The organism is Collimonas sp., from assembly GCF_044339385.1.
In the GTDB taxonomy this organism is placed as follows: Bacteria; Pseudomonadota; Gammaproteobacteria; order Burkholderiales; family Burkholderiaceae_D; genus Collimonas.
The window spans coordinates 1-24,101 of the sequence record NZ_JBIIVN010000001.1; the positions used below are offsets into that span (position 1 = coordinate 1).

A 24,101-nucleotide genomic window follows, 5' to 3' on the forward strand; every position below is an offset into this window, starting at 1 on the left:
TCCGTCCACGGTGACGCGACTACTGGCCCGTAACAAGCCAACAAAATAGCTGGGGCATCCGAAAAATCCTTAGCGTACGATTTTTTCCGTTTTCCCTGTTCTCCCCTTATTGGTAAAAATTTACCAAAAGAGATCTTTATTCGCGGTTTGGAGCAATGTCTGGTATAAACTATGGCAGTTTTGCGCTAGGAAATCACTGGATAGCACACCCGATACATGATGGTATGACTACTGATTACGGGATTGTTGAGAACCAGGCTGGATAGTTGAATTGTCGCCACTGGATGTGCTGCAAGACAGCCGCGACACCAATGTTCAAGCGGAATCTCGACAAACCTCAAGGGAGAGAACCATGAACCTGACCGTTACCAAGACCGCCGCAAAAAAAGCGGCGGCAGCAATGGAAAAATTGACTGCGTCGAGCAAAACCAAGGCCGCGGGCAAGGCAGGCGTTCCCACAAAAAAAACAGCGGCGAGCGGAAAAGCCAAACAGGCCACAGAGAAAACCCGGCAACTTGCGGTCAAGACGGAGCCAAAGGCCGATACACCCACTACTAAAGCATCAAAAGCTTTGCCCAAAGTTGCCAAACCCAGTCCCAAACCTGTTGTAAAATCCCTACCCAAGAAATCGGCGGCTGCCGATTCTGTATAGAAATCAAGTCCTGCCGCAGACAAGGCAACGCTTAATACAACGGTGAAAACCAGTAGTTCTGTTGTAAAGAAACTGAATTCCCCAACGGCCAGATCCGACGCTAGCAGCATCAGCGACAAGCCCGCAAGTGCCGGATCAACGGATAAGTTTGAAAAAAACGTCGTATCGAAAGCAAGCGAAGTGGCTACTAAAACATCCAAACCGACATCAGAAACCGTTCTGTTGATCGAAGAGAAAATCCTTAAGATGGGTGAAAAGGATTACATGAACGAAGCGCAACTGGCTTTCTTCAAAGCGCGTTTGCAGCAGTTAGAAATCGACCTGCTCAAGAACGCCGGAGAAACCACAGAACATTTGCGTGAAACCGTCCTGGTCCCGGATCCGGCGGACCGCGCCACTATCGAAGAAGAACATGCGCTGGAATTGCGTACTCGCGACCGCGAACGCAAATTGCTGAAAAAGGTGCAGCAGTCGATCGCATCGATCGATGCCGGCGAGTACGGCTGGTGCGAAGAAACTGGCGAGCCTATTGGTATTCCACGCTTGCTGGCGCGTCCAACCGCGACCTTGTCGCTGGAAGCCCAGCAACGCCGCGAACTGAAACAAAAGCTTTACGGCGACTGATCTGATCCTCAAGACGAATATTAGATAACGCGCCAGGCAATCTCGAGGCGCGTTATTCTTTGCATCTTTCGCCCTCTACGATCGCTCGCATGCCGCATCGTCAACCACTCCCGCTCGTCGTCACCATCTGATGTCAGCTTCGTCAATTCGTTGCAGACGCCTCGGACAAGCCACGCTCGCGCCGTTGCTGGTATTGGCGCTCATGTTCTCTCAGTGGTTAGGATTAACGCATAGCATCGTCCACGCGGCCTGGGAAAACAAGCAAGCGACGCAACTGACGCATCTGACGTCGGTCATCGAAAAAACGATCGAAGGCGGAGGCAAGGCACATCACTCCTGCGCTGCTTTCGACGATGCCACCCTGGCTGCGGTAATCTACAGCATGCCGCTGAACCTGCCGCCAGTGCCGGGCACGCATGTAATGGCCAAATGGCAGGCATTCGCCTCATGGGATGCGCCTTTCGCCTGCCATTTTTTATCACGCGCCCCACCCAGCCCTGACAGGCATTGACGCCTTCGGCGCCGCCCTGCGGTGCTCTCCAGAAAATCCGGCAAGACCGGATAGCCAATCATTTATTGCTGCCGCCACCAATCGTCTTGACGTTTGATGAGCTGCAGCGGCGTGCCTATACTGCATGTCTTTCTCCACTCCGGTTGACCGGAGTAAGCCGCAAGGGGGAGACTGCAGCCATATCGGTGCGCCGCCTGCTCGATCATCCGTGTTGCAGTGTAAGGTCGGCGGCAGCAGTTACCTGTCAGGAATCACCATGTTTGCCAACCGTACACTTTTATCCAATGCTGTGCTCTGTGCGCTCGCCGCGCTATCTTCCGGCGCCTACGCCCAAAGCGTCGCCACCGACACGCCCAGGCTGCTGGCGCCGATCGTGGTGACGGCAAGTCCGCTCAACGCCAATCCCGACACGCAGATACTGACGCCCACCAAAGTGCTGTCCGGCGAAGAGTTGCGTAACAAAATCAGCACCTCGCTTGGCGGCACGCTGGCACAAGAACTCGGCGTATCGGCGTCCGGCTTCGGTGCCGGCGCTTCCCGTCCGATCATCCGCGGCATGGAAGGGCCGCGCATCAAGATCCTGCAAAACGGCATGTCCGTGGCCGATGTCTCCAGCCTGTCCAACGATCACGCGGTGGCGACCGAGGCGGCTACCGCACGCCAAATTGAAATCTTGCGCGGACCGGCAGCCTTACTGTATGGCTCAGGTGCCATCGGCGGCCTGGTCAATGTCATCAACGATCGCATCCCGACCGAACTGCAAAAACATGTCAGCGGCGCGGCCGAAGCCCGTTACAGCACGGTCGACAATGGCCGCAGCACATCTCTGGTTCTGGATGGTTCGGCCGGATCAGTCGGCTGGCATCTGGACGGTGACTGGCGCGATACTGGCAATTACAAGATCCCCGACCACACCACCCGAAACGACGCCGATTCGCCTTCAGGCCGGCTGCCCAACTCGTTCCCCCACCAGACCGGGCTTGGCGCTGGCGCCTCATATGTGGCGTCCTGGGGCTATCTCGGCGCATCGGTGGCGACGCTGGCAGAGCACTACGGCATTCCCACCGCCGAAAAATCCTTCATTGACCTGCATCAAACCCGCTACGATATCGCCGGGCAGATCGACGCGCCGTTTACCGGCGTCGAAAAACTGACGTTCAAGCTGGGCCGCACCGACTACACCCACACTGAAAAACAAGAAAACGGCGATCCCAGTGCCATTTTCTCGAATAAGTCTACGGAAACCCGCTGGGAAATCGCGCACAAGCCGTTGGCCGGATGGCATGGCACGTTCGGCATACAAACCGAAGACACACGCTTTTCCGCCTTGTCCGCCGAGAGCGGCTTGCCCAATACCGTGCCGCGCACCAAATCCAGCGCTATCGCCGCCTTTCTGGTAGAAGAGCGTAACTTCGGACCACTGCTGACCAGCGCCGGCGTGCGCCTGGAGTCGATCAAACGTCGGCCCGATGGCGATACCGGCTTGGCCGAACGCAAGTTCAACTTGCTATCCTACTCAGTTGGCGCGTTGTGGAGTTTCCTGCCCGGATATGGCTTCGGTCCGACGTTATCCATCGCCCAACGCGCACCGGGTGCCGAGGAGCTTTACTCAAACGGCCCGCACGAATCGACAGCGACTTTCGATATCGGCGACCCCGGGTTGAAAAAAGAAACCTCGCGCAATATCGAACTGACCCTGCAAAAAACCTCGGGGCTGATCCGCTGGAAAGCCAATCTGTTTCAGAACCATGTCAGCAATTACGTGTTCGGCCGCAATGCCGGCCAGGTCGATGAAGACGGTGCCGCCGCGCCGGATGGCGAATTTACCGAGCGCCTCTGGTCACAGGCGGACGCTACCATCCGCGGCGCCGAGGCCGAGATCAGCTATAACCTGCGCGGCGAGGGATTTTCGGTGCGCGGCTTTGCCGACACCTCGCGCGGCACGCTGGACCAGATGGGCAACTTGCCGTTACAGCCGGCTACACGCTACGGCGTGGAAATCGGCTATCTGCAGGGACCTTGGCGTAGCGGCATGTCAATCACACGCGCACAACAGCAAGCCCGCCTGGCAAGTTTTGAAGCCAGCGTCACGCCGGGATATACAAAAATCGACGCGAGTCTGTCCTACACCCAACAGCTTCGCGCAACTCAAGTGACCTGGTTTGCTTTGGCCAAGAACCTGCTGAATCAGGATATCCGCCTGGCGACATCGCTGCTCAAAGATGTCGCGCCACAGCCGGGGCGCAGTCTGATTCTTGGCGTTCGTACAAAATTCTGAGTATCTAGCGTCTCTGAGTGGCAATGCAATGTCATCTCACATTGCATTGCCACTCAGAACAAGCGCGATAGGTTCAGATGACATTGCTTTCCATGTGGAAATTTTAATGTAACAATTAATCCCACTGGAGGTATATTTGACTGGCCCCTTTGTGTTACCTTTAGTGGCATCGTTCCATCATGTTTTTTGGCCTCAGGTTTACTAAAAAACAAGTTGAGAATACGAGCTCACAATAATAAAAACCGCGCATTTACATTGACAGGGTGGGTTGGCAAAAACGCCCTACAACTTGCGTGCAAGGTAACAAATTGCAGCGCTGCCTGCCTTTCGCGCGGAGCGCGCTTTCGATCAGGCAGAGCTAGTCATACAGCTTTCACAGCAACTTACTTCAGGACTAATACGTGGGGATTTTCTCGCTCTTCGGCAAAAATAATCGTCCAAACGGTGCAGCACCGAAGGATGAAAAAGTACCGTCCGCAGCAGACAGTCAATTACCGGTTCTGTACGGCGACACAGTGGAGCCGTCGACCAGCTCGACGACTCTGCGCGATAGTGCTTCGCGCAGCACGACCTCAATGAAAATCGATGCGATAGAGTCGGAAATGTCTTCCGAATTCGTCCAACTGCCACCGCTCACAAAATCCGCCAACGAGGCCGACCTGGCAACGCCAGCCACAACCCAAAGCGCCAACACGACACAGATGACTTTGCCGGTGATGAGCAGGACCACCGAGTATCTGGATAACGATTCTCGCAGCGGCAGCATTGAGGTGTCGGTTTCCGACACCCCCGAAGTCATCGAAGAAGCTGCGGTATTGTTTACCAGCAACCAGAGCGAGATTGCCGAACAACTGCTGCTTAACGCGATCGCCGACGACGATCTTGGCGCATCGGCTCACATCGCTTGGTGGATGTTGCTGGATTTATATCAAATCACCGGCAAACAGCAGCAGTTCGATAATTTATCTGTCGATTTTGCCAACAAATTTGAGTCCTCGCCGCCGACCTGGATAGATGTCCTGACACTGGATCCACAAGCCAAAAGCCAGGAGCCGTTGGGGAGCATCCCTGCTGTGGCGTTTTCCGGCAGGCTCGACGCCAACATCGGCAAGCAACTGGAACGCGCCCAGAAACTCAGTGCCAGCCACCCGGCGTTGCGCCTGGAGTTTACACGCGTGAGTGCGGTCGATCCGATTGGTTGCGGGTTATTGCTGCGGATGCTCAAAAAGCTGCAAAAGGCGGGGCTTGATCTGACTCTGGTTGGGGCAGATGAACTGGCCGATAAAATCCGCGAGATCCTGCAGGTAGGACGCCGTGACGAAACCGCTGCGCCTTGGCTGCTGTTGCTTGAAATCCTGCATCTGCTCAATCTTGAGACCGCCTACGAAGATACAAGCATAGACTATTCAATCACTTTCGAAGTCTCACCACCGCCATTTGTTGCGCCGCACAACAAGATCATCACCGCGCCCGAGGAACGCGCGCCAACGCCAGGAATGCCATCTGGCAATACATTGCTGATGCCGACGCTGATCGAAGGACGCACCGATGAATTGCTGAAAAAGATACAAATCCACGCAAGTGCCCACAGTCCGGCAATCATGGATTGCTCGCGTCTGATTCGTGTCGATTTCAACGCTGCCGGTGAATTGCTGAATGGGTTGGCATTACTTGCGAGCAACGGCAATACCGTCGAATTTCATGGCGTCAACCATCTGATTGCGGCGTTGTTCAAAGTGGTGGGGATCAATGAAATCGTGCGTGTAGTGTCGCGTAAGAACTGACGAACTGACGGCCATCAACATTGGCTGATTGACAAAAAATAAAACTATCCTCTTGGCGCCGCCGCAACAACATCAATCCCCCCCAATCCCCGCTTGTAATCAGGCAGGCCGTCCCCAGTTTTTCCGAACAATATCGATTTATCGATCGATAATGAATCACATGCAGCGTGGTCGCATTCGCGCCCTGCATGATTTCTGAGGCTCGTAAAATGGAGCAATTTCATGGCACCACCATCCTCTCGGTACGGCGCGGCAACAGCGTTGCATTGGGCGGGGACGGTCAGGTAACACTCGGCAATGTTGTAATGAAAGGCACTGCGCGCAAAGTGCGCAAGCTGTACCAAGGTAAGGTGCTGGTCGGCTTTGCCGGCGGCACTGCCGACGCATTCACACTGCTCGATTTGTTTGAAGCAAAACTCGAAAAACACCAGGGCAACCTGATGCGCGCCTCGGTCGAACTGGCCAAGGAGTGGCGCACCGACCGCATGCTGCGCCGGCTCGAAGCGATGCTGCTGACAGCCGACCGCGAAACCACGCTGGTCATTACGGGCAACGGCGACGTGCTGGAACCTACCGACGGCATCGGCGCGATTGGCTCTGGCGGCACGTTTGCCCAATCCGCGGCCAAGGCGTTACAAGAAAACACCGAACTGTCGCCAGCTGAGATAGTTAAAAAGTCGCTGGTGATTGCCGGTGAGCTCTGCATCTATACCAACCTGTCGCACATCATCGAAACCCTCGACTAAGTCGCCATCCCAGCTCGACTATATGCCGGGCTGATTCAAGAATGGATCAGGGAACAGCGACATATCAGCAGGTTTCCAAATATCACGCGGAAAAATCATGAACATGACCCCCCCAAGAAATTGTCTCCGAACTCGACAAACACGTCGTCGGCCAAGACCGCGCCAAGCGCGCGGTCGCCATCGCCTTGCGTAACCGCTGGCGTCGCCAGCAGATCGCGGAGCCGCTGCGCCATGAGATCACACCAAAGAATATCCTGATGATCGGCCCGACCGGCGTCGGCAAAACCGAGATCGCGCGGCGCCTGGCCAAACTGGCAGATGCGCCGTTCATCAAGATCGAGGCGACCAAATTTACCGAAGTCGGTTATGTTGGCCGCGACGTCGATACCATCATTCGCGACCTGATCGACATCGGCATCAAGCAAACCCGCGAAGCCGAAATGCGCAAGGTGCGCGCACGCGCAGAAGATGCGGCTGAAGACCGCGTGATCGATATCCTGGTGCCGCCGGCACGCGATTTTGGTTTCCATCCAGAACCGGTGGAAAGCGATGCCGGCGCCGACAAAAGCAACAACACGCGGCAGACATTCCGCAAGCGGCTGCGCGAAGGTGTGCTCGACGACAAGGAGATTGAGATTGAATTGTCGGAGGCCACATCACAGATGGAAATCATGGCGCCGCCGGGCATGGAAGAAATGACCGAACAGATCAAATCGATGTTTTCCTGCATCGGCAGCAACCGCAAGAAAAACCGCAAGATCAAGATCAAGGATGCGATGAAGGTCTTGATCGAGGAGGAGGCTGCAAAACTGGTCAATGAAGATGAGCTCAAGCAGAAAGCCATCAGCAATGTCGAGCAGAACGGTATCGTGTTCCTCGACGAGATCGACAAGATCGCTACCCGCTCGCAAAACGGCGGCGCCGATGTCTCGCGCGCCGGCGTGCAGCGCGATCTGCTGCCGCTGGTCGAAGGCACCACGGTCAACACCAAGTACGGCATGATCAAGACCGATCACATCCTGTTTATTGCATCGGGCGCTTTCCACCTGGCCAAACCGTCGGATCTGATCCCTGAGCTGCAGGGCCGCTTCCCGATCCGCGTCGAACTGGATTCGCTGTCGATCAGCGATTTCGAAAGAATCATGGCCGGCACCGACGCCTGCCTGACCAAGCAATACGAAGCATTGCTTGGCACCGAAGGCGTGAAGCTGGAATTTGCCAAGGAAGGTATCCAGCGGCTGGCCGAAATCGCGTTCTCGGTTAACGAAAAAACCGAAAACATCGGTGCGCGCCGCTTGTATACGGTAATGGAAAAACTGCTGGAGGAAATCTCGTTTTCGGCGACCAATGCGACCGAAAAAACCATGGTCCTCGATGCTGCCTATGTCGATCAACGCCTCGGCGCACTGGTGGTCAATGAAGACTTGTCGCGTTACGTGCTGTAACGACTGCGCGGCCGATTCGGGACAGCATTGCAGCTAAGCGATCCCGGATCTGCGCATTGCTTGGTTGATAGTCCGTCAGTAGTGCCGGGCACGTCAGTAATGCCGGGCGCAAGCGGTACTGGAAGTGACTAGCGCCAAGCTTGCCTGGTACTGACGTTGTTGGTTATTTATCCTGCACCAGCGAAGCAGGTCCTTCGATCGGACTATCACGATTCATCGTTGCCGCAGCAGGCTCTGCGACCGGCGTTGGCCTCTGGCTCGGTGCCGGGATCGGTGAAGCCGTCACCATGCCGCCCTGCTGCTGGGCGTCTTGCGGCAATGTGACACGCTTTAACACTCCCCCCTCTGACAGCAGCACATAAGTCGGGTGCACCTCCTTGACGCTGGTGCCAGGCGCAAGCTCCTTGCCTTGTCGGACGGCTTGCGGTGGCTTGCCGTCGGCGCTCAGGATCGCCACGCTCTCGTCACCCTTTTTTGCTGCGACTACACCCAGCAACTGATAATTGCTGGCCACGGTTACCGTACCGCGCCCACCAAACAACCCTGCCGCCAGCGTAGCATCGACTTGCGGCTCCTCTGCCTGCGGCGGTGCGGTGACAGCACGCAGCGGCGGCTCGATCAGTTGCAGTACCCAGTAAGCCGTGCAGGCGCAGAGCAGCATGAACAATAGCAGGCTGATGAATCCCGGCAATCGCTTGGCATGGCGACCCATTTTTTTACTTATTTTCCCGTTCACAATTTAGTCCTAGCGCACCAACTGGTTAATTTCAATAATCGGCATCAATACCGCCAGCACAATCAGTAATACCACCACCCCCATCGCCAGAATCAGGGCCGGCTCGAGCAGGCCGGCAATCGTCAGGGCGCGGCGTTCCAGATCCTGCTCCTGCGCGCTGGCCGCACGTTCCAGCATGGCGGGCAGTTCACCGGTGACTTCGCCGGCGCGAATCATGTGGATCAGCATCGGCGGAAAATGCTTGTGTGCCGCCAGTGCACGCGCCAGGCCGACACCTTCACGCACACTGGTCGCAGCGGTATCGACTTGCTGTCGCATGGCGACATTAGAGAGCGTATCGCGGCTGGTTTGCAACGCTGCCAAAATCGGCACCCCAGAGCCGGTAGTGATCGCCAGCGTACTGGCAAAGCGCGCGGTATTCAAACTACGTTCGAATTTGCCGTATAGCGGTGCGCTGAGCAGCCATGTATGCCAGCGCATCTTGGTGGCGGGATTCTTCAGGGCGGTGCGCCAGATATAGAACAATCCAATCACTGCCGCCAACACCATCCAGCCGTAATTGCGCACAAAATCGGAGGTGGCCAGCATCATTACCGTCAACACCGGCAATTTCTGCTTGGTATTGGCGAACACTGAAACGATCTGCGGCACCACGTAGGTCAGCAAAAAGATGACGATCACAAAGACCACCACGGTGACGATGGCCGGATAAGTAAACGCCAGCTTGACTTTCTGCACCAGAGAATTACGGCGCTCGATGTAATCGGCAAGGCGCGACAGCACCCGTGCCAACTGGCCGATCTGTTCACCCGAGGCGACCAGCGCCCGATAGATTTCGGCAAAATCGCGTGGATGTCCGGCCAGCGCTGCCGACAACGAGGATCCGCCCATCACCTCTGAGCGAATTGATGCGATCAGATCGCGCTGATAAGTGCGCTCGGCTTGCTCCAGCAATGCTGTCAGAGCCTGCTCCAGCGGCAGGCTGGCTTCCAGCAGGCTCGCCAGCTGGCGGGTGAACAAGGCGATCTCGACGGTCGACAGATGCTCGCCGAAACCCCGTCGCTGCAGGTTGCCGGCGGCATCGACTTGCTGCGCAATCTGCTCCACCGTCAGCGGTAGCAAACCCTGGGCGCGCAGGTCTGCCCGCGCCATCTTGGCGCTGTCAGCATTGACTACGCCCTTGGTGCTGCTGCCGGCGGCATCTACCGCTTCGTAACGAAATGCTGGCACTCTGGTCCTCGCTTATTCTTTGGTCACACGCAGCAACTCGGCCTGCGTGGTGACGCCTTCGGCCAGCCAGCGCTCGCCGTCCTGACGCATGGTGCGCATGCCATTGCGCTGCGCCGCCTGCAAAATCTCGGCTTCGGAAGCGCGGTTGTGAATCTGCGCCTGAATCTCATCGGCGGTCAGCAACAACTCATAGACGCCGACACGGCCTTGGTAGCCTGTATGCCCGCATTGTTCGCAGCCGACCGCATGCCAGATCTGGCCGTCGTGACGGCGGCAATGCACGCACAACTTACGCACCAGGCGTTGCGCCACCACACCTAGCAAAGACGATGACAACAGGAAGGGCTCGATGCCCATGCCGAGCAAGCGGGTTACCGCAGCTGCCGAATCGTTGGTGTGCAGGGTCGCCAGAACCAAGTGACCGGTGAGCGATGCCTGTACCGCGATCTGGGCAGTTTCAAGGTCGCGAATTTCACCGATCATGATGACGTCCGGATCTTGCCGCAAGATCGCCCGCAAGGCCTTGGCGAAAGTCAGGTCAATACGCGCATTGACCTGGGTTTGACCGACCCCGGCCAACTCGTATTCGATCGGATCTTCCACCGTCAGGATATTAGTGCTGCTGGTATTGAGGCGCGACAGCGCCGCATACAGCGTGGTGGTCTTGCCGGAGCCGGTCGGCCCGGTGACCAGCACGATGCCATGCGGCTGCGCGATCAGACGATCGAACTGCGGCAGCACCGCCGGACTCATGCCGAGGTGCTGCAGGTCGAGCCGCCCGGCTTCCTTGTCGAGCAAGCGCAGCACTGCGCGCTCGCCATGACCGGTCGGCAAGGTAGAGACGCGGACATCGACAGGCTTGCCGCCAACCCGCAACGTGATGCGGCCATCCTGCGGCAAACGCTTTTCGGCGATATCCAGTTGCGCCATGATCTTGATACGCGAAATCAGCGAGGCATGTACCGCTTTCTTAGGCCGCACGACATCGCGCAGGCCGCCGTCGATGCGGAAACGCACTACCGAAATCTGCTCGAATGGTTCAATGTGGATATCGGATGCGCCTTCCCGCAGTGCCTGTGTCAGCAGCACGTTGATCATGCGGATGACAGGCGCATCGTCGGACGACTCCAACAAATCCTCAATGGCCGGCATGTCTTGCATCAATTTAGCCAGATCGAGATCGGATTCAAACTCATCGACCACTTGCGCGGCATCGCCGCCGGCACCGGCATAGGCTTTGGCAATCGCCTCTTCCAGCGCCTCGCGCGCCATCGTGCGGAACGTCACCCGGCCGAAACGGCGGCTGACTTCAGTGATGGCGGTTTGCTGTGTGGCCTCAGAAATCCAAACCTCAACCGGGCTGTTGACACCACTGGCATCTGCGACACGCTGCGCCAGCAACGAAAAATTGCGCGCGAACGCATAGGGCAACAGACGCGCGTCGCTCATTCTGGTATCACTCATCGCGTGCTATCGTTGAGAAAGCCCGGCGCCGGCGAGACGGCAGCGGGTTGAGGGATCGTCAGTACCGGCGCCGACTGTTCGGCCGCGGATGACTCTGGTGCTGCCCCTTCCAGTTTGCGCAGATCGAGGAAGGGACCGCCATCTTCCAACGCAGGCGTTACCGAAGAGCCAAAATCGGTCAGAATGCTCTTGCCGGGCTGCACGCTAATTTGTTGCTTGCGCATGTAGTCGTAGCGATCAATCGATACCCGGTTACTGGCCTCCTTGTCGCGAATGATCGTCGGCCGCAGGAAAATCATCAGGTTGGTCTTGCTGCGCGAGCCGGATTGGTATTTGAAGAAATTGCCGATGAAGGGCAGGTCCCCCAGCAGCGGCACCTTCTGAATACTGTTTGAGTTGTCATCGCCGACCAGACCGCCGAGCACAATGATCTGACCATCGTCGACCAGCACATTGGTATCCAGCGAACGCTTGGTCGTCGTCGGGCCGTTCTGGTTGCTGGCAGTAGCCGCTATGACTGCCGACACTTCCTGTGAAATTTCCAGGCGCACCGTACCACCTTCCGAAATATGCGGCTTGATCTTCAGCGCGGTACCGACGTCCTTACGGTCGACGGTGGTAAAGGGATTGGATGTAGTGCCGCCGGTATTGGCATACGAGCCGGTCACGAACGGCACGTTCTGCCCGACGATGATCTTGGCTTCCTCGTTATCCAGCGTCATCAGATTCGGCATCGACAGTACGTTACCGCCGGTCGTGTTATTTAACGCACTCGCTAATGCTCCCAGGCCGATCTTGCCGGCGATCTGGCGAAACACGCCGAGCTGAAAGCCGCTGCCAAGGGTCGGCACAGAGGTGGCGCCAGAACCTGAGCTGACGGCCTGACCGATCGCTGTATTAAACAGATTGTTATTAATGATGCCGGAATTGGCACCGGAAAAACCGGTGCCGCCACCGACCCGGTAGGCGCTGTTGCTGTTGCCCGTCAGCGCCAGCCATTGCACGCCGATTTCGCTCGCTGCGCTGTCGGTGACTTCGACGATCAGGGCTTCCACATAGACTTGCGCCCTGCGCGTATCGAGCTGATCGATGACGCCGCGGATATTCCGGTAAACGGGTTCGCTGGCGGTGATGATCAATGTGTTGGTGGTTTCGTCAGCCTGGATGAACCCGGCAGCGCCACTGCCGCCGCCGGAAGACTGAGATGATGAATCGCTGCCGGATGATGCCGATGCCGACACCGAGCTGCCGACTGAATTGCTATTCGAACTTTGCAGCATGCTCCCCGAGTTGCCGCCTGCGCCGGCATTCTTGTTCGACGAATTGCCACTCGGTAGCGATGCATCAGACGACACGATGGCGCGCAAGGTCTTCGCCAGTTTGACTGCATCGGCATTTTTGAGGTAAGCCACATGCACGTTACCGGCATTGGCAGTCGGCTGGTCTAGTTTAGCAATCAACGACTTTGCCAGATTGGCCCGTCCCGCCGACGGTGCGCGAACAATCACCGAATTGGTCCGCGAATCGGCCATGATAATCGTGCGCAGGCTTTCGCCGCCACCGGCACCTGCGCCGCCGGCATCAAGCAGCTTGCTGGCAATCACGGCGATATCGCTTGCCACCGCATACCGCACCGGCAGCACATCCAGATCGCTCATGGCCGGCACATCGAGAGTGGCGATCATCTTGCCCAGGCGCTGCAGATTCTCGGCGTAATCGGTCACGACCAACGTGTTATTACCGGGATTGGCATTGATCGTATTGTTCGGCGAAATCAGCGGCCGCAGCACCGGCAGGATATTCGTCGCCGACTCATAGTTGAGCGAAAATATCTGCGTCGCAATCTGGTCACCTCGAACCGCAGGCGTGCGAGCAACGCCGGAGGCCGCACCCAACTGCAATTTGGCGTCGACTTCCGGCACCACCTTGACGAAACCGTCGCCGCGCACCACCGCATAGCCCTGCAGACGCAAAGTCGATGCCAGCAGGTCAAGCGCTTGCGCCTTGCTCAATGGTTTTTCCGAGACCAGGTTGATGCTGCCCTTGACGCGCGGATCGATAATGAAAGTCAGATTGGTGTACTGGCCGACCGCCTTGATCACCGATTCGATATCGGCGCGGACAAAATTCATTACTGCCTGGCCGCTCACGCCCTCGACGGGGCCGATTGCAGCATTTGCTGCCAGCGCTGGCGGCACCGCGGCGACAACTGCACAGGTCAACAATGTGATGCCTGCGGCACTGCGCCAGTTGCGTGCTGCAAATGTCGAGAGTATTGCGAGATACATTTTATCTTTCATGATTTAAACTCTAATCCGATAACATTCTTGCCGTTGATCTGGCGACGTTGGCCCAACAAACTCAGTAACGTGGCCAACTTTTCCTCTTGCCCCGCTGCCGCTTGCGCGGTCCCGGAAAACTGCAAATGTCCGTTACGAAGATTGCCGCTGCCGTCGAGCAGCATTGCTCCGCTCAATGTCTCCAGCATTAACCCGGCATCGCGCTCGCGCCAGTCGAGATGCAGGCGATAACTGCCAAGCGGCTTGACGGGCGACAAACGCGAGGCCATCGACAGCATCTCGAGCGTCATGAGGCCGTTCATATCGATGCCGCCGCCACTGCGCACCAGCTCGATCTGCTGCCACGACAGCGACATCTTGCCGGACGGCTGTAGCGTATTCAACGGCGCCCCAAGCGCCGCCAGCCGCTCTGCCGGCAATGCCAGGCTGGCCGGGCTGATGCTCCAGGCACTCCAGCTGCCGCGCACGGTCACCGGCTGCGACAGCACTTGCGCATTTTCCAGCGATGCATCCAGCCGCCCCACCAGTACCAGCGGCGATAAGCGCCAACTGAAGCGTCCCGGCAACAACGCCGTCACCGCTTCCCGCCCACTTGGCGCGGCGCCGACAAATGCCGAGCCGCGCCATAGTGATCCCTGCGCATCGCCCAGAGTAATGCGTCCCTGAGTCTGGCTTTCCAGCAACGGCGCCAGCCACGCCGCCGGCAAAAATGCCAGCACGGTAACCAGCACGCTCAACAGCGCCGCTACCGCCCACATCACTGTCATACGAAGCCGCAACATCATTGACCCATAACGCTAAAACACAAACCGTGATTGGTCTGCTTAACAGGCGGCGTATTGCTGCGATTATTCATGCTTCTGCTGCCGCAACGTAAGCGATGCATTGACTGTACCGGGCTGGACATTGGCCCCGCCTGGCGCGCTGATGTTGGCTTCTACCACTTGCCATTGACTGTTCTTTTGCGCATTGTCTAACCAATCGAGCAGGCCGGCAAACGCGACACCGGACAACTGCACTCTGGCCAGTTCGCCGCTGAGGGCGACGCTTTGCGCACTCAGCCCCTTGACTTTCAATGCCATCTCCACTGCATCCTTGGTCAGCGTTGGTGCGGTTCGCTCAGCCTGAAGACCAGTCAACGACGCCGCCCTGGCGGTCAGCGCTTGCAGCTCGGCAGCCTGCTGACGCAGCACCGGCAAGTCTTTTTGCAAACGGATGCGGCCGCTCCATGCTGGTTCGACCAGCAGCAGATAAATGCATGACAGCACAATCAATGCCGCAGCGGCGCCTAACAGACCACGCTCGCGCTGATTCCGCTGCGCCCAGTATGCGGCCGCCGGAACGCGAATTTTTCCCCAGGCCTGTTGTAACGGATTAATTGCCGACATCACTTGCCACTCCCGATTTGCCATACGCCGCTAGCCGGCTTGCTCAATGTCAGTTGGTTTGCCTGCAACGCTGCCTTGATTTGCGCTTCGACAGCATCTGCATCGGCGCCATTTTTCAGGCGTACCAGTAAATGGCGGTCACGATATTCGAGTCCTGCGATAGCGCTGGGGTCGCTGCTTTGCGGCACCCCGGCCCAGGCTGAACCGAAAGCCGCTGCCAGGGCGATGAAATCATCCGCCGCCAGTTGTCCGCCGCTGCGCTCAACCGCTGCGATTTTTTGCTTGGTCTGAGCAATCGGATCGACAATCACCGTTTCCTTGGGAAACGCCAGGCGATAGTTTTGCATCATGCTGGCGCGCAGGCCGGCGGCTTCGCGCCGCATACGCAACCAGTCGTAATTCAAGCTGCTCAGATTCACCAGCAGCAATGCCGCCGCCATTACCAGCGGCCAGCGCCAGCGACGCAAACTGAATTCGGTGCCGGCCGCGCTGGCGGTCAACCCGCTCATCAAGTCGATGCCGTCACGCGACAACTCCTGCGCGCCCGCAATCCAGTGCGACCAGTCATCCGGCTGTACCGTAACCTGTTGCGCATCCAATGCCTGATATGCAGCAACGCTGGCTTGCGGCACATACACGATCAGCGCTTGCTGCGGCGCCACCGCAGTCAGCCCGGTCAACACCTCAGATGCCACCGATTGCGCCGCGAGCGGCGCCAGCGACCAGCCCAGCCCCTGATCTTTGGTCGTCCGCAGCGCCACATCGATATCGCCACCATGATCGGTAATCGCGGCAACCGACGTCCCCGGCTCACGCACTGGCAGGCACAACTGGCCAGGCCTGGCTTGCAATTGATTCGCCCCCAGCGCGCGCAAGGTCTTCACCAGCAACTCCAGCCAATCGCGCTGCACTACCGCAATCAATCTCAGATTATCTGCCGCACGCCCGCTAGCTTTAGGTTTGCGGCCCGCAACGATGACGCAACCGGCTGGATCGGCCAGCAGTTGTTCTTCCACCAGATTCGGTAACGCCAGTTTGAGCTTGGCGTCGCTAAGTGGCGGCACTGGCAAATGCAGCAGGTTGACATCGGCGGCGGCCAGGATCATCACCACCCGATTGGCGGCGGCGATCGGCTCGGCCAGGCCGGAAAGTTGCTCACTGCCCTGGCGCGCAATGCGGCCCTGATCGGATACCAGCGCGAAGCGGCAATCCGGCATCGGCACCGCTGCCGCACTGTCCAGCGTGGCTCTGGCAGGTATGCGGATGTATAAAGTGCTCAAAACGTTTTACCCATTTATTGTTCTCGGACCCACACGATGAAACTATTGGAACGGTTACCGACACGTTGCAGCAAGGATACGGTATTGAGCCCTGCCCGCCCCATGCGAATCTTGCCGTTGATTAAAAAAAAGTTGCTGGCGACGCTGACCAGAAGCGCATTGGAGGCTTCCGAAAAAGACTTATCGAACAACTGCGACATTTGTTTCGACAAGGAAGTCGTGTCCCGAAATGGCGCCGTGCGACGCGCCGCCACCAAGGTGTTCGCCTCGCTCAGAGACAGATTGGCAAATCGAGCGGCCAACACCTCCGGCGCTGCCGTGTTGACATTAATCGGCGTCGGCGCCGCCGAACTGGTTGGCAGCAGCACGACAAAGTCCTGCAACTGACGCACTATCTCCGGATCAAAACCGGGCAACGCCAGCAGATCGTCTACCTGCACCATTTGCAGAGTGGTGCTGGCGGAATTGCCGGGCGTTGGCGACTGCTGCCCGGCAGGCGCCGGCGCTGTCAGCGATTGGCTGCTGGCGACCGCCTCCGCCACGACGCTGGCCAGGCTGGTTGGCAAGTTCAGATTGGATAAAAGACGCTGAAACATCAGTAACTCGGTCGGACTAACAACACCACTGACACTCAGGTTATTCAGGTTGTAACGCGACTGCGCGTCAACTATGTTGCCGGACAGCACCGCATCGCCGGCGTCATCTGCCGCTTGCGCATCATCGGCATACTGGCCGAGGCGTGTTTCGGCCAGCGGCGCCGCCCACGGCTGCCCCAGATCATCGTAATCGAACTGGCGCCCGCTGGCGCGCAGGATCATGCCAGCCCAATCGAGCGCACCACGCATGATCCATTCTTTCTGCAATTGCAGCCGCTGGTTTTCTATCAAGCGCACCTGGACCTGCTGCTGCCAGAACAGGCTGGCGACAATGGTCACCGCCAGCGTCGTCAGCAACAAAGCGGTCACCACCGCCACGCCGCGCTGCCTGCATCGGATCTGCACCGGCAATCTCATCATGCACCCCCCAGCAGAAAGGTCTTGACCATGCTGCCGCTGTGGCTGCGTATCTGCAACGCGACTTGCAGGCCGACCCATTGATTGGTTGCGGCGCGGCCGCTTTCGGGGTCCGCAGTGGCCGCCGGCGGCGGGCGCCAGCCTTGGCCGTCGCTACCCCATAATTGCATCTGCATCGAGTCAAGGTCGGATTGCAATGCCACCGCTTGGGTATTATCGGGATTGTCGCCGGCGTCGTTCAGTGCACTCTGCCAGAGGCCATCGATGGCGCTCAGATCGCGCGTTGCTATCGATTCCTTGCGCGTCAGCACACCATTGCGCAGGCGATAATCGACCACCTGAACCAGTGTCGGCTGCTGTTCTGCATACACCAGGCGCACGATAAGCAAACGATCCTGCGCCGCCAGCAAGGTCTGACGCCCGGGCATCAGGCTGGCTGGCGCCAGTTGGTCGCAATCGCTTTGCAACTGCGCGAAAGTCAGTTGCATGCCTCGCGTCTGCTCCATTTCAGAGGTCAATGCGATGCGCGAACGGACAATACCGTCGAGTCCGCGCCAGCCAAGTATCGCTACCATCGCCAGGATGGTGATGGCGATGATCATTTCCACCAGCGTAAAGCCTGAAGAAGATTTTGGCGGCATCATGCTAGCGTACATTAGGCACCACCTGCGATAACTTAACGATGCGACGTTCGGCATTGACGGCATCAAACACCGAGACTTCGACGCGCCGGAAATACGGATTCGGCGTGCCCAACACACGCTCTTCGCAGCGCAGTTGCAGGTCATCCTGCGGACACTCGAAAGAACGGTTGCCAATCTCCGGCCACTCTTGGCCGAGGCGGATTTGTGTCAGGCGATTTTCCGCCGACCAGGTCGCCATCATCGCCGCCCGCAGGCCTTCGCTATTTTGCGTCAGGCTACCCACAGCGCGCAGGCTAGCACCCAGCGCGGTGCCGACGATGACCAATGCAACCAGTACTTCCAGAAGAGTAAATCCGGCTTTGCGGCGCTGACAAATTGTGCGCGGGATGGGCATCTATCTATTCAACCGAAAAATGACCAATGCCATCGGCACGTATCACGGCGCTGGCGTCGCCGCTGGCCATGGTCAGGGCGAAGGGCTTATCGACCGGCTCGCGGCCGAAGATGATACGCAGAGAATTGGAAGCGCCATTTTGTGGCGCAGGCGGCGTCATCGATAACTGCATTGGCGTGCGTTTGAAATCGCGCTGACGCAGCATCTCATCGCGGGCCAGCGGCTGCCAGCCGTTTTCTTCACGCACCAGGAAACGATAGCCGTTGGTATCGGCTTCAAATGCTGTCGGCCGGTTGCGCAGAATCGCCTCTTCGCGGATCAGCTGCAACAACAGCGCGATACGTTGCGCATCGTTCTGCATGACCTGGCGGTCGCTGCGGAAAGCATTGAGCGAGACCGCGCCAAGCGTAATCCCGGCGATGACCATCACCACCAACAGCTCCAGCAAGGTAAAGCCGCGGCAGGTAACCGCTGACACCTGGCGCTGACGCAATTTGCGATGCGCCACAGCCGACATTACAGATCCCACGAGCCAATATCGGCGTCGACGCCTTCCCCGCCTGGCTGACCGTCGGCGCCGCACGAAAACACGTCGACATCGCCTTTAATGCCAGGCGACAAAAATTGATATGGATTGCCCCAAGGATCCTTCGGCAGTTTGTCGATATAGCCACCGACTTTCCAACCGTTGGCGGCCGGACCGCTGGTCGGCTTGGCGACCAAAGCCTGCAACCCCTGGTCTGTCGTCGGATAACGCTGGTTATCGAGCTTATACAGCTTTAACGCCTGCATCAGCGTGCTGATATCCTGGCGTGCGGCCTGGATTCGCGCATCGTCGGTGCGCCCCATCAGCTTCGGCACAACCAGTGCCGCAAGAATACCCATGATCACAACGACCACCATAATTTCAATCAGTGTGAACCCGCGTTGCATAGCAGTTGCAGAGCGATGTCGAATGGACGGGTACGTTGCGTTCAGCATTTCTTTCCTTATCAAAACACTATGGCCATAGTTGAAAAGGCCGATTATATGCCGCAATCCTTGCCTGCTGACATGAAAAATATACTTAATTCCACAGAGTGTATCTAACGGGATTTTGTCATTATTGTGACACATAGAAATGGTACTAATTACTGCACTGATTCCGGCCTGATCCCGGCCTGACTCCGGCACTCATTATTCCAACCACTGCCGTCAGATTGCAGTGCGGCGCCACGCCGCAGCATCACACACCGGATCAAGCACACCGGATCAAGACTTCTTTCGACAGCGATCAGAGCGCCTCTTCGCGAGGATTACGCGACCACAACAGTTCCATCACCGCTTGCAGTGAATCGCCATCAAACAGCAGGCCGGCCACCGCATTGGTGATCGGCATATCGACCCCGCACTCTTGCGCCAACTCGCGCACTGTAGCAGCACAGCGGACTCCCTCAGCCACATGGCCGAGTTCGGCGACGATCGACTGCAGTTTTTTGCCTTGCGCCAAACCCAGGCCGACCCGGCGATTGCGCGACAGATCGCCGGTGCAGGTCAGGATCAGATCGCCGACGCCGGACAAGCCCATGAAGGTTTCACTGCGGCCGCCGAGCGCGACGCCAAGTCGGGTGATTTCCGCCAGGCCACGGGTCATCAGGGTGGCCCGTGCGTTCAGGCCAAGCCCAAGGCCGTCGGCGACACCGGTGGCGATCGCCAGGATATTCTTTACCGCGCCGCCGACCTCGACACCGATCAGATCATCGGTCGAATAAACACGGATATGGCCGCCATGCACCGCCGCTACCACTTGCTCGCACAATCCAGCGTGGGCGCTGGCGACCGACAATGCGCAGGGCAAACCGCGCGCCACTTCCTGCGCGAAGGAAGGGCCGGACAGCACAGCCGCCGGGATCGCAGGGCCCAGCGCCTGACGCACGATCTGGTGCGGCAGCAACCGGGTATGCTCTTCGAAGCCTTTGCATAGCCAGACGAGATTAGGTACCGGATATGCACTCAACTGCTGCGCGAGCTCGCGCAATCCAGTAACCGGGGAGGCGACAATCAACAGCGCCTGACGCTTGCAAGTTGCAGCGTCGGTCGTCACATGGCGGATGGCTTGGTCGAAATCGGCGCTGAGCAACAGATTATCCGGCAATGGAAACCCTGGCAGATAAGCGGTGTTTTCACGTTGCGTCGCTGCTGCAGACATGGTCTCTGGATTACGCCCCCAGAGCGTTACCCGGTGCCGCTGCGCCAATGCGATCGCCAGCGCGGTGCCCCAGGCGCCGGCGCCAAGCACTGTAATGTTGATGGGAGGGTCGGGGAGATCGGATGACACAGGCGGTTACTCGCTTTTTATTTCAAGGACAGAATACGGAAACGCACGGAGCAGTGCACCCTTGACGCCCGCTACGCCCCGGACGCGTGGAGGAATATAACGGGATTTGAAGATACTGCACTGAAGAAACTATTAATATTGCCGCAGGGAACTCTCAAGCACCCCACACCTCGCTCGCCTTGACATAGCCGCTCTGACCGTCGCGATGGCGTACCTTGGCCCAGCCGGATGCCACCGGATCGACCAATTCGAGTAATACGCCTTTGTCGGCGGTGAATACTACCGGCGCCGTATCGTCGGGATTGGCGCGGATCTTGGCATTGGCGACGTTCACCTGCAGATTGCGCTTGGCGACCAGACCTTTCGACTGCAGCCATGACAGATCGCCGCTGGCGTCGCGCACTTTGGTCCATTCGCCGTAGGTCAGCACTACTTCGACCGGCATGCCGCGCGGCGCGACCGCGACGCGACGACCTTTTTCGGACGGCGCATCGCACAAAATCACTGGCGCGGCACCAACCGCCTTGAAATCGAGCGCGTGCGCAGAATTGGCAAGAGCAAGCAAACTACCAAGCGACAACAGGAGCGAAGTGGCTATGCGGGCAAATTTCATGTAATGATCCCCAAATACGAATACGAATACGAATACGAATACGAATACGAATACGAATACGAATACGAATACGAATACGAATACGACTCCAAATACGACTCCAAATACGACTCCAAATACGACTCCAAATACGACTCCAAATACGACCATCTTGCGGGCCGGACGCAACAACACTGCGCCGCCTTGACAATTTACATTTTGTCATTGCCCGGCCTACCCGGACAGTCAGACCGGCTGCCCTGGCGCAAAGTTTCCCGGCAATCCGAAGTTTCCGGTCGAATGACGCAAAAACGGCAAAAGGCCAGCCATCGCGCAGACGCGTGGCTTGGCCCAGAGTTTTACATCAACGGCTGTCGTACATCAACGGCAATCGCTGCCGCTGTTGAGTCAGTTGATGGCGGTTGATCCGTCGACTGCGATACTGTCGCCGCTACCCTTTTGCTGCTGCTCGGCCAGCGCCTGCAGACGCTGCTGGTAGAACACCTCGAAATTGATTTCGGCCAAGTGGATCGGCGGGAAGCCGGCGCGGGTGATAGCGTCGGCCAGATTGGCGCGCAGATAAGGATAAACAATGTTCGGGCAACCGATGCCGAGCAGAGGATCCAATTGTTCGGTCAGGATGTTGCGCAGCTCAAAAATACCGGCTTGCTTGCCTTCGACCAAAAACGCTACCTTATCCTTGATCTTAGCAGTTACAGTTACCGTTACGGTCGATTCGAAAATGCCTCCGGCCAGCGCTTCAGCGCCAACATCGAGAGCAACTTCGATTTGCGGCGCATCCTGCTCAAGAAAAATGGCTGGCGAATTCGGTTGCTCAAGCGACAAATCTTTCAGATATACCCGTTGAATCTGGAACACCGGTTGTGCCGCTTGCTCTGCTTGTTGCTTCTCTTCAGCCATAACACTCTTTCAATTAATGATTTTAAAATAAGTTAAATGATGGCAAACGCCATCCCTTGCGGACTGCAACAATAACAGTTATTGCCGTAAATCAGGCATTTTGCAGCAGGGGCTCAAGCTTGCCATCACGATCAAGCGCATGCAAGTCATCGAAGCCGCCAACATGCTTTTCGCCAATATATATTTGCGGAACGGTACGACGCCCGGTCTTCTCCATCATCGCATTGCGCTGAGCAGGATCTAAGTCTATTCTAATTTTTTCAATATTTTCCACGCCTTTAGATTTCAACAATTGTTCGGCGCGGATGCAATATGGGCATACAGCAGTGCTATATATTACAACATGAGCAGTCATGATTCTTCCTTTCAAGGCCTGATCCGGATAACAATTAAGTGGAGTCCGGTCCGCCTTATTCAATTCGCAGAGTAATTATTTGACGGTCGGCAAGCCCTGGGTCTGCCATGCGGCAATGCCACCATCCAGACTGAATGCCTGTGCGAAGCCAGCCTGGACCAGCTTTGCAACGGCTTTCGACGACTGGGTTCCGGTCTGACACACCACCACCACATTCTTGGCTTTAAACTTGTCCAGCTCGGCGATGCGCTGCGACAAGTCTTTTAGAGGGATATTTTTGGCATCGATCAGATGACTGGCGGCAAATGCGTCGCTGTCGCGCACGTCCAATATCAATGTTTTACCCTGATTAATGAATTGGGTGGCTTGCAGCGTCGTTAGGCGATTACCACGCTTTTGCAACACAGGAAGCAACAATGCGCAACCGGACAAAATTGCTACGGCAACCAGAAAAATATTATCAATCAAGAATTTCACGGGGATCCAATGGCATTAGTCAATCCCGCCATTATAAAATAGAAGCTGAAACGCCATTCAATTCGTATCAGGTCCCACCAAAATCCTTAATTTGCCGTCCACCGCGGCCAGGCTCAAGGCTGATTTGATCTGAATCCCGACGGCGGCAATAGATTCCTTACTTACCTTAGCAGACGACAAAAATGTACAAAATCGTATTGATGCGCCATGGCGAATCCACTTGGAACCTGGCCAACCGCTTTACCGGCTGGGTCGATGTCGACCTCACTGAAAAAGGCGTAGCCGAGGCCAAACAGGCGGGTAATATCCTGAAGCAGGCCGGTTTCACTTTCGACCTGGCGTACACATCGGTGCTCAAGCGCGCTATCCGCACCTTGTGGGGCACACTCGACGAAATGGATCTGATGTGGCTGCCGGTCAAGCACAGCTGGCGCCTCAACGAGCGTCACTACGGCGCGTTGCAAGGCTTGAACAAGGCCGAAACTGCGGCCAAGTGCGGCGACGAGCAGGTCATGGTGTGGCGCCGCAGCTACGATACCCCGCCGCTGCCGCTGCAACCAAACGATCCGCGTACTTCCTACGACGATCCGCGCTATGCCGGACTAAAGCGTGAGGAAATCCCGCTGACCGAATGCCTGAAGGACACAGTGGCGCGCGTACTGCCATTCTGGAACGATGAAATCGCACCGGCGATCCGTAGCGGCAAGCGCATCATCATCTCGGCGCATGGCAACAGTCTGCGCGCCATGATCAAGATGCTGGACGGCATCAGCGACGAAGATATTGTCGGCCTGAACATTCCCAACGGCCAGCCACTGGTGTACGAGCTGGACGCCGATCTGAAGCCGATCAAGAGCTACTATCTGGGTGATCAGGCGGCGATCGAGGCGGCGATGAATGCGGTCGCCAGCCAGGGGAAAGCGAAATAAATATCTCGCTGGGGAAAATCC

25 protein-coding genes and 1 pseudogene are annotated in these 24,101 nt (G+C 57.3%); 8 read left to right on the forward strand and 18 right to left on the reverse strand.

Annotated elements, in window-relative coordinates; all coding sequences use genetic code 11:
• Positions 1 to 315 precede the first annotated feature (315 nt).
• Complete coding sequence (locus ACIQ0R_RS00005; protein WP_395822432.1) at positions 316 to 852, reverse strand: hypothetical protein; 537 nt, start codon at positions 850 to 852, stop codon at positions 316 to 318.
• A 19-nt stretch (positions 853 to 871) separates the two neighbouring features.
• On the opposite strand from ACIQ0R_RS00005, the gene dksA reads away from it, so the two are divergent.
• From dksA to hslU, 6 genes and pseudogenes are all read left to right on the forward strand, one after another.
• Positions 872 to 1,276 carry an RNA polymerase-binding protein DksA gene (gene dksA / locus ACIQ0R_RS00010; protein ID WP_395822514.1) on the forward strand — a complete coding sequence of 135 codons (405 nt, stop codon included), beginning with the start codon at positions 872 to 874 and terminating at the stop codon, positions 1,274 to 1,276.
• Positions 1,277 to 1,406: 130 nt separating this feature from the next.
• Complete coding sequence (locus tag ACIQ0R_RS00015; RefSeq protein WP_395822434.1) at positions 1,407 to 1,787, forward strand: hypothetical protein; 381 nt, start codon at positions 1,407 to 1,409, stop codon at positions 1,785 to 1,787.
• A gap of 256 nt (positions 1,788 to 2,043) precedes the next feature.
• On the forward strand, positions 2,044 to 4,065 hold the full coding sequence (locus ACIQ0R_RS00020) for a TonB-dependent receptor (protein ID WP_395822436.1): 2,022 nt from the start codon (positions 2,044 to 2,046) through the stop codon (positions 4,063 to 4,065).
• Between the two features lie 401 nt (positions 4,066 to 4,466).
• Positions 4,467 to 5,849: a hypothetical protein gene (locus ACIQ0R_RS00025; protein ID WP_395822438.1), complete on the forward strand. Its 1,383-nt coding sequence runs from the start codon at positions 4,467 to 4,469 to the stop codon at positions 5,847 to 5,849.
• A gap of 209 nt (positions 5,850 to 6,058) precedes the next feature.
• Positions 6,059 to 6,595, forward strand: coding sequence for an ATP-dependent protease subunit HslV (gene hslV / locus ACIQ0R_RS00030; protein ID WP_395822440.1), 537 nt, complete (start codon positions 6,059 to 6,061; stop codon positions 6,593 to 6,595).
• A 97-nt stretch (positions 6,596 to 6,692) separates the two neighbouring features.
• Positions 6,693 to 8,040, forward strand: a pseudogene (gene hslU / locus ACIQ0R_RS00035) (ATP-dependent protease ATPase subunit HslU).
• 163 nt (positions 8,041 to 8,203) lie between these two features.
• On the opposite strand, the gene ACIQ0R_RS00040 reads toward hslU, so the two are convergent.
• The 14 genes from ACIQ0R_RS00040 to ACIQ0R_RS00105 form a co-directional block, all read right to left on the reverse strand.
• Positions 8,204 to 8,776 (reverse strand): type II secretion system protein N, encoded by a 573-nt coding sequence (locus ACIQ0R_RS00040; protein WP_395822442.1) that lies wholly within the window; start codon positions 8,774 to 8,776, stop codon positions 8,204 to 8,206.
• Between the two features lie 9 nt (positions 8,777 to 8,785).
• Positions 8,786 to 10,006, reverse strand: coding sequence for a type II secretion system inner membrane protein GspF (gene gspF, locus ACIQ0R_RS00045; protein WP_395822444.1), 1,221 nt, complete (start codon positions 10,004 to 10,006; stop codon positions 8,786 to 8,788).
• Between the two features lie 12 nt (positions 10,007 to 10,018).
• A complete protein-coding gene (gspE, locus tag ACIQ0R_RS00050; protein WP_395822446.1) occupies positions 10,019 to 11,470 on the reverse strand; it encodes a type II secretion system ATPase GspE in 1,452 nt (483 codons plus the stop codon).
• Entirely contained in the window at positions 11,467 to 13,758 is a 2,292-nt protein-coding gene (gene gspD / locus ACIQ0R_RS00055) for a type II secretion system secretin GspD (protein ID WP_395822448.1), read from the reverse strand. Before gspD ends, gspE begins: the two co-directional genes overlap by 4 nt.
• Before the next feature lie 8 nt (positions 13,759 to 13,766).
• Positions 13,767 to 14,552 (reverse strand): type II secretion system protein N, encoded by a 786-nt coding sequence (locus ACIQ0R_RS00060; RefSeq protein ID WP_395822450.1) that lies wholly within the window; start codon positions 14,550 to 14,552, stop codon positions 13,767 to 13,769.
• 66 nt (positions 14,553 to 14,618) lie between these two features.
• A complete protein-coding gene (gene gspM, locus ACIQ0R_RS00065) occupies positions 14,619 to 15,182 on the reverse strand; it encodes a type II secretion system protein GspM (RefSeq protein ID WP_395822452.1) in 564 nt (187 codons plus the stop codon).
• Positions 15,158 to 16,438: a type II secretion system protein GspL gene (gene gspL / locus ACIQ0R_RS00070; RefSeq protein ID WP_395822454.1), complete on the reverse strand. Its 1,281-nt coding sequence runs from the start codon at positions 16,436 to 16,438 to the stop codon at positions 15,158 to 15,160. Before gspL ends, gspM begins: the two co-directional genes overlap by 25 nt.
• A gap of 14 nt (positions 16,439 to 16,452) precedes the next feature.
• Positions 16,453 to 17,454 carry a type II secretion system minor pseudopilin GspK gene (gene gspK, locus ACIQ0R_RS00075; RefSeq protein WP_395822456.1) on the reverse strand — a complete coding sequence of 334 codons (1,002 nt, stop codon included), beginning with the start codon at positions 17,452 to 17,454 and terminating at the stop codon, positions 16,453 to 16,455.
• A complete protein-coding gene (locus ACIQ0R_RS00080; RefSeq protein ID WP_395822458.1) occupies positions 17,451 to 18,095 on the reverse strand; it encodes a type II secretion system protein J in 645 nt (214 codons plus the stop codon). The genes gspK and ACIQ0R_RS00080 overlap by 4 nt, the downstream gene beginning before the upstream one ends.
• A 1-nt stretch (position 18,096) precedes the next feature.
• Positions 18,097 to 18,489 (reverse strand): type II secretion system minor pseudopilin GspI, encoded by a 393-nt coding sequence (gspI, locus tag ACIQ0R_RS00085; protein ID WP_395822460.1) that lies wholly within the window; start codon positions 18,487 to 18,489, stop codon positions 18,097 to 18,099.
• Between the two features lie 4 nt (positions 18,490 to 18,493).
• Positions 18,494 to 19,006, reverse strand: coding sequence for a GspH/FimT family pseudopilin (locus ACIQ0R_RS00090; protein ID WP_395822462.1), 513 nt, complete (start codon positions 19,004 to 19,006; stop codon positions 18,494 to 18,496).
• Complete coding sequence (gene gspG, locus ACIQ0R_RS00095; protein ID WP_395822464.1) at positions 19,006 to 19,470, reverse strand: type II secretion system major pseudopilin GspG; 465 nt, start codon at positions 19,468 to 19,470, stop codon at positions 19,006 to 19,008. The genes ACIQ0R_RS00090 and gspG overlap by 1 nt, the downstream gene beginning before the upstream one ends.
• 292 nt (positions 19,471 to 19,762) lie before the next feature.
• Entirely contained in the window at positions 19,763 to 20,779 is a 1,017-nt protein-coding gene (locus ACIQ0R_RS00100) for an NAD(P)H-dependent glycerol-3-phosphate dehydrogenase (protein WP_395822516.1), read from the reverse strand.
• Between the two features lie 181 nt (positions 20,780 to 20,960).
• Positions 20,961 to 21,419 (reverse strand): SH3 domain-containing protein, encoded by a 459-nt coding sequence (locus ACIQ0R_RS00105; RefSeq protein WP_395822466.1) that lies wholly within the window; start codon positions 21,417 to 21,419, stop codon positions 20,961 to 20,963.
• 3 nt (positions 21,420 to 21,422) lie between these two features.
• On the opposite strand from ACIQ0R_RS00105, the gene ACIQ0R_RS00110 reads away from it, so the two are divergent.
• Positions 21,423 to 21,824: a hypothetical protein gene (locus ACIQ0R_RS00110; protein WP_395822468.1), complete on the forward strand. Its 402-nt coding sequence runs from the start codon at positions 21,423 to 21,425 to the stop codon at positions 21,822 to 21,824.
• On the opposite strand, the gene secB is transcribed toward ACIQ0R_RS00110, so the two are convergent.
• The 3 genes from secB to ACIQ0R_RS00125 form a co-directional block, all read right to left on the reverse strand.
• Positions 21,807 to 22,319 carry a protein-export chaperone SecB gene (gene secB, locus ACIQ0R_RS00115; RefSeq protein ID WP_395822470.1) on the reverse strand — a complete coding sequence of 171 codons (513 nt, stop codon included), beginning with the start codon at positions 22,317 to 22,319 and terminating at the stop codon, positions 21,807 to 21,809. The genes ACIQ0R_RS00110 and secB overlap by 18 nt on opposite strands.
• 91 nt (positions 22,320 to 22,410) lie before the next feature.
• Positions 22,411 to 22,674, reverse strand: coding sequence for a glutaredoxin 3 (grxC, locus tag ACIQ0R_RS00120; RefSeq protein WP_395822472.1), 264 nt, complete (start codon positions 22,672 to 22,674; stop codon positions 22,411 to 22,413).
• A 75-nt stretch (positions 22,675 to 22,749) separates the two neighbouring features.
• Positions 22,750 to 23,151, reverse strand: a complete 402-nt coding sequence (locus tag ACIQ0R_RS00125; RefSeq protein WP_395822474.1) for a rhodanese-like domain-containing protein — start codon at positions 23,149 to 23,151, stop codon at positions 22,750 to 22,752.
• Between the two features lie 182 nt (positions 23,152 to 23,333).
• Here ACIQ0R_RS00125 and gpmA point away from each other — a divergent pair, with 182 nt between their 5' ends.
• Complete coding sequence (gene gpmA, locus ACIQ0R_RS00130; protein WP_395822476.1) at positions 23,334 to 24,080, forward strand: 2,3-diphosphoglycerate-dependent phosphoglycerate mutase; 747 nt, start codon at positions 23,334 to 23,336, stop codon at positions 24,078 to 24,080.
• The last annotated feature ends 21 nt before the right edge of the window (positions 24,081 to 24,101 follow it).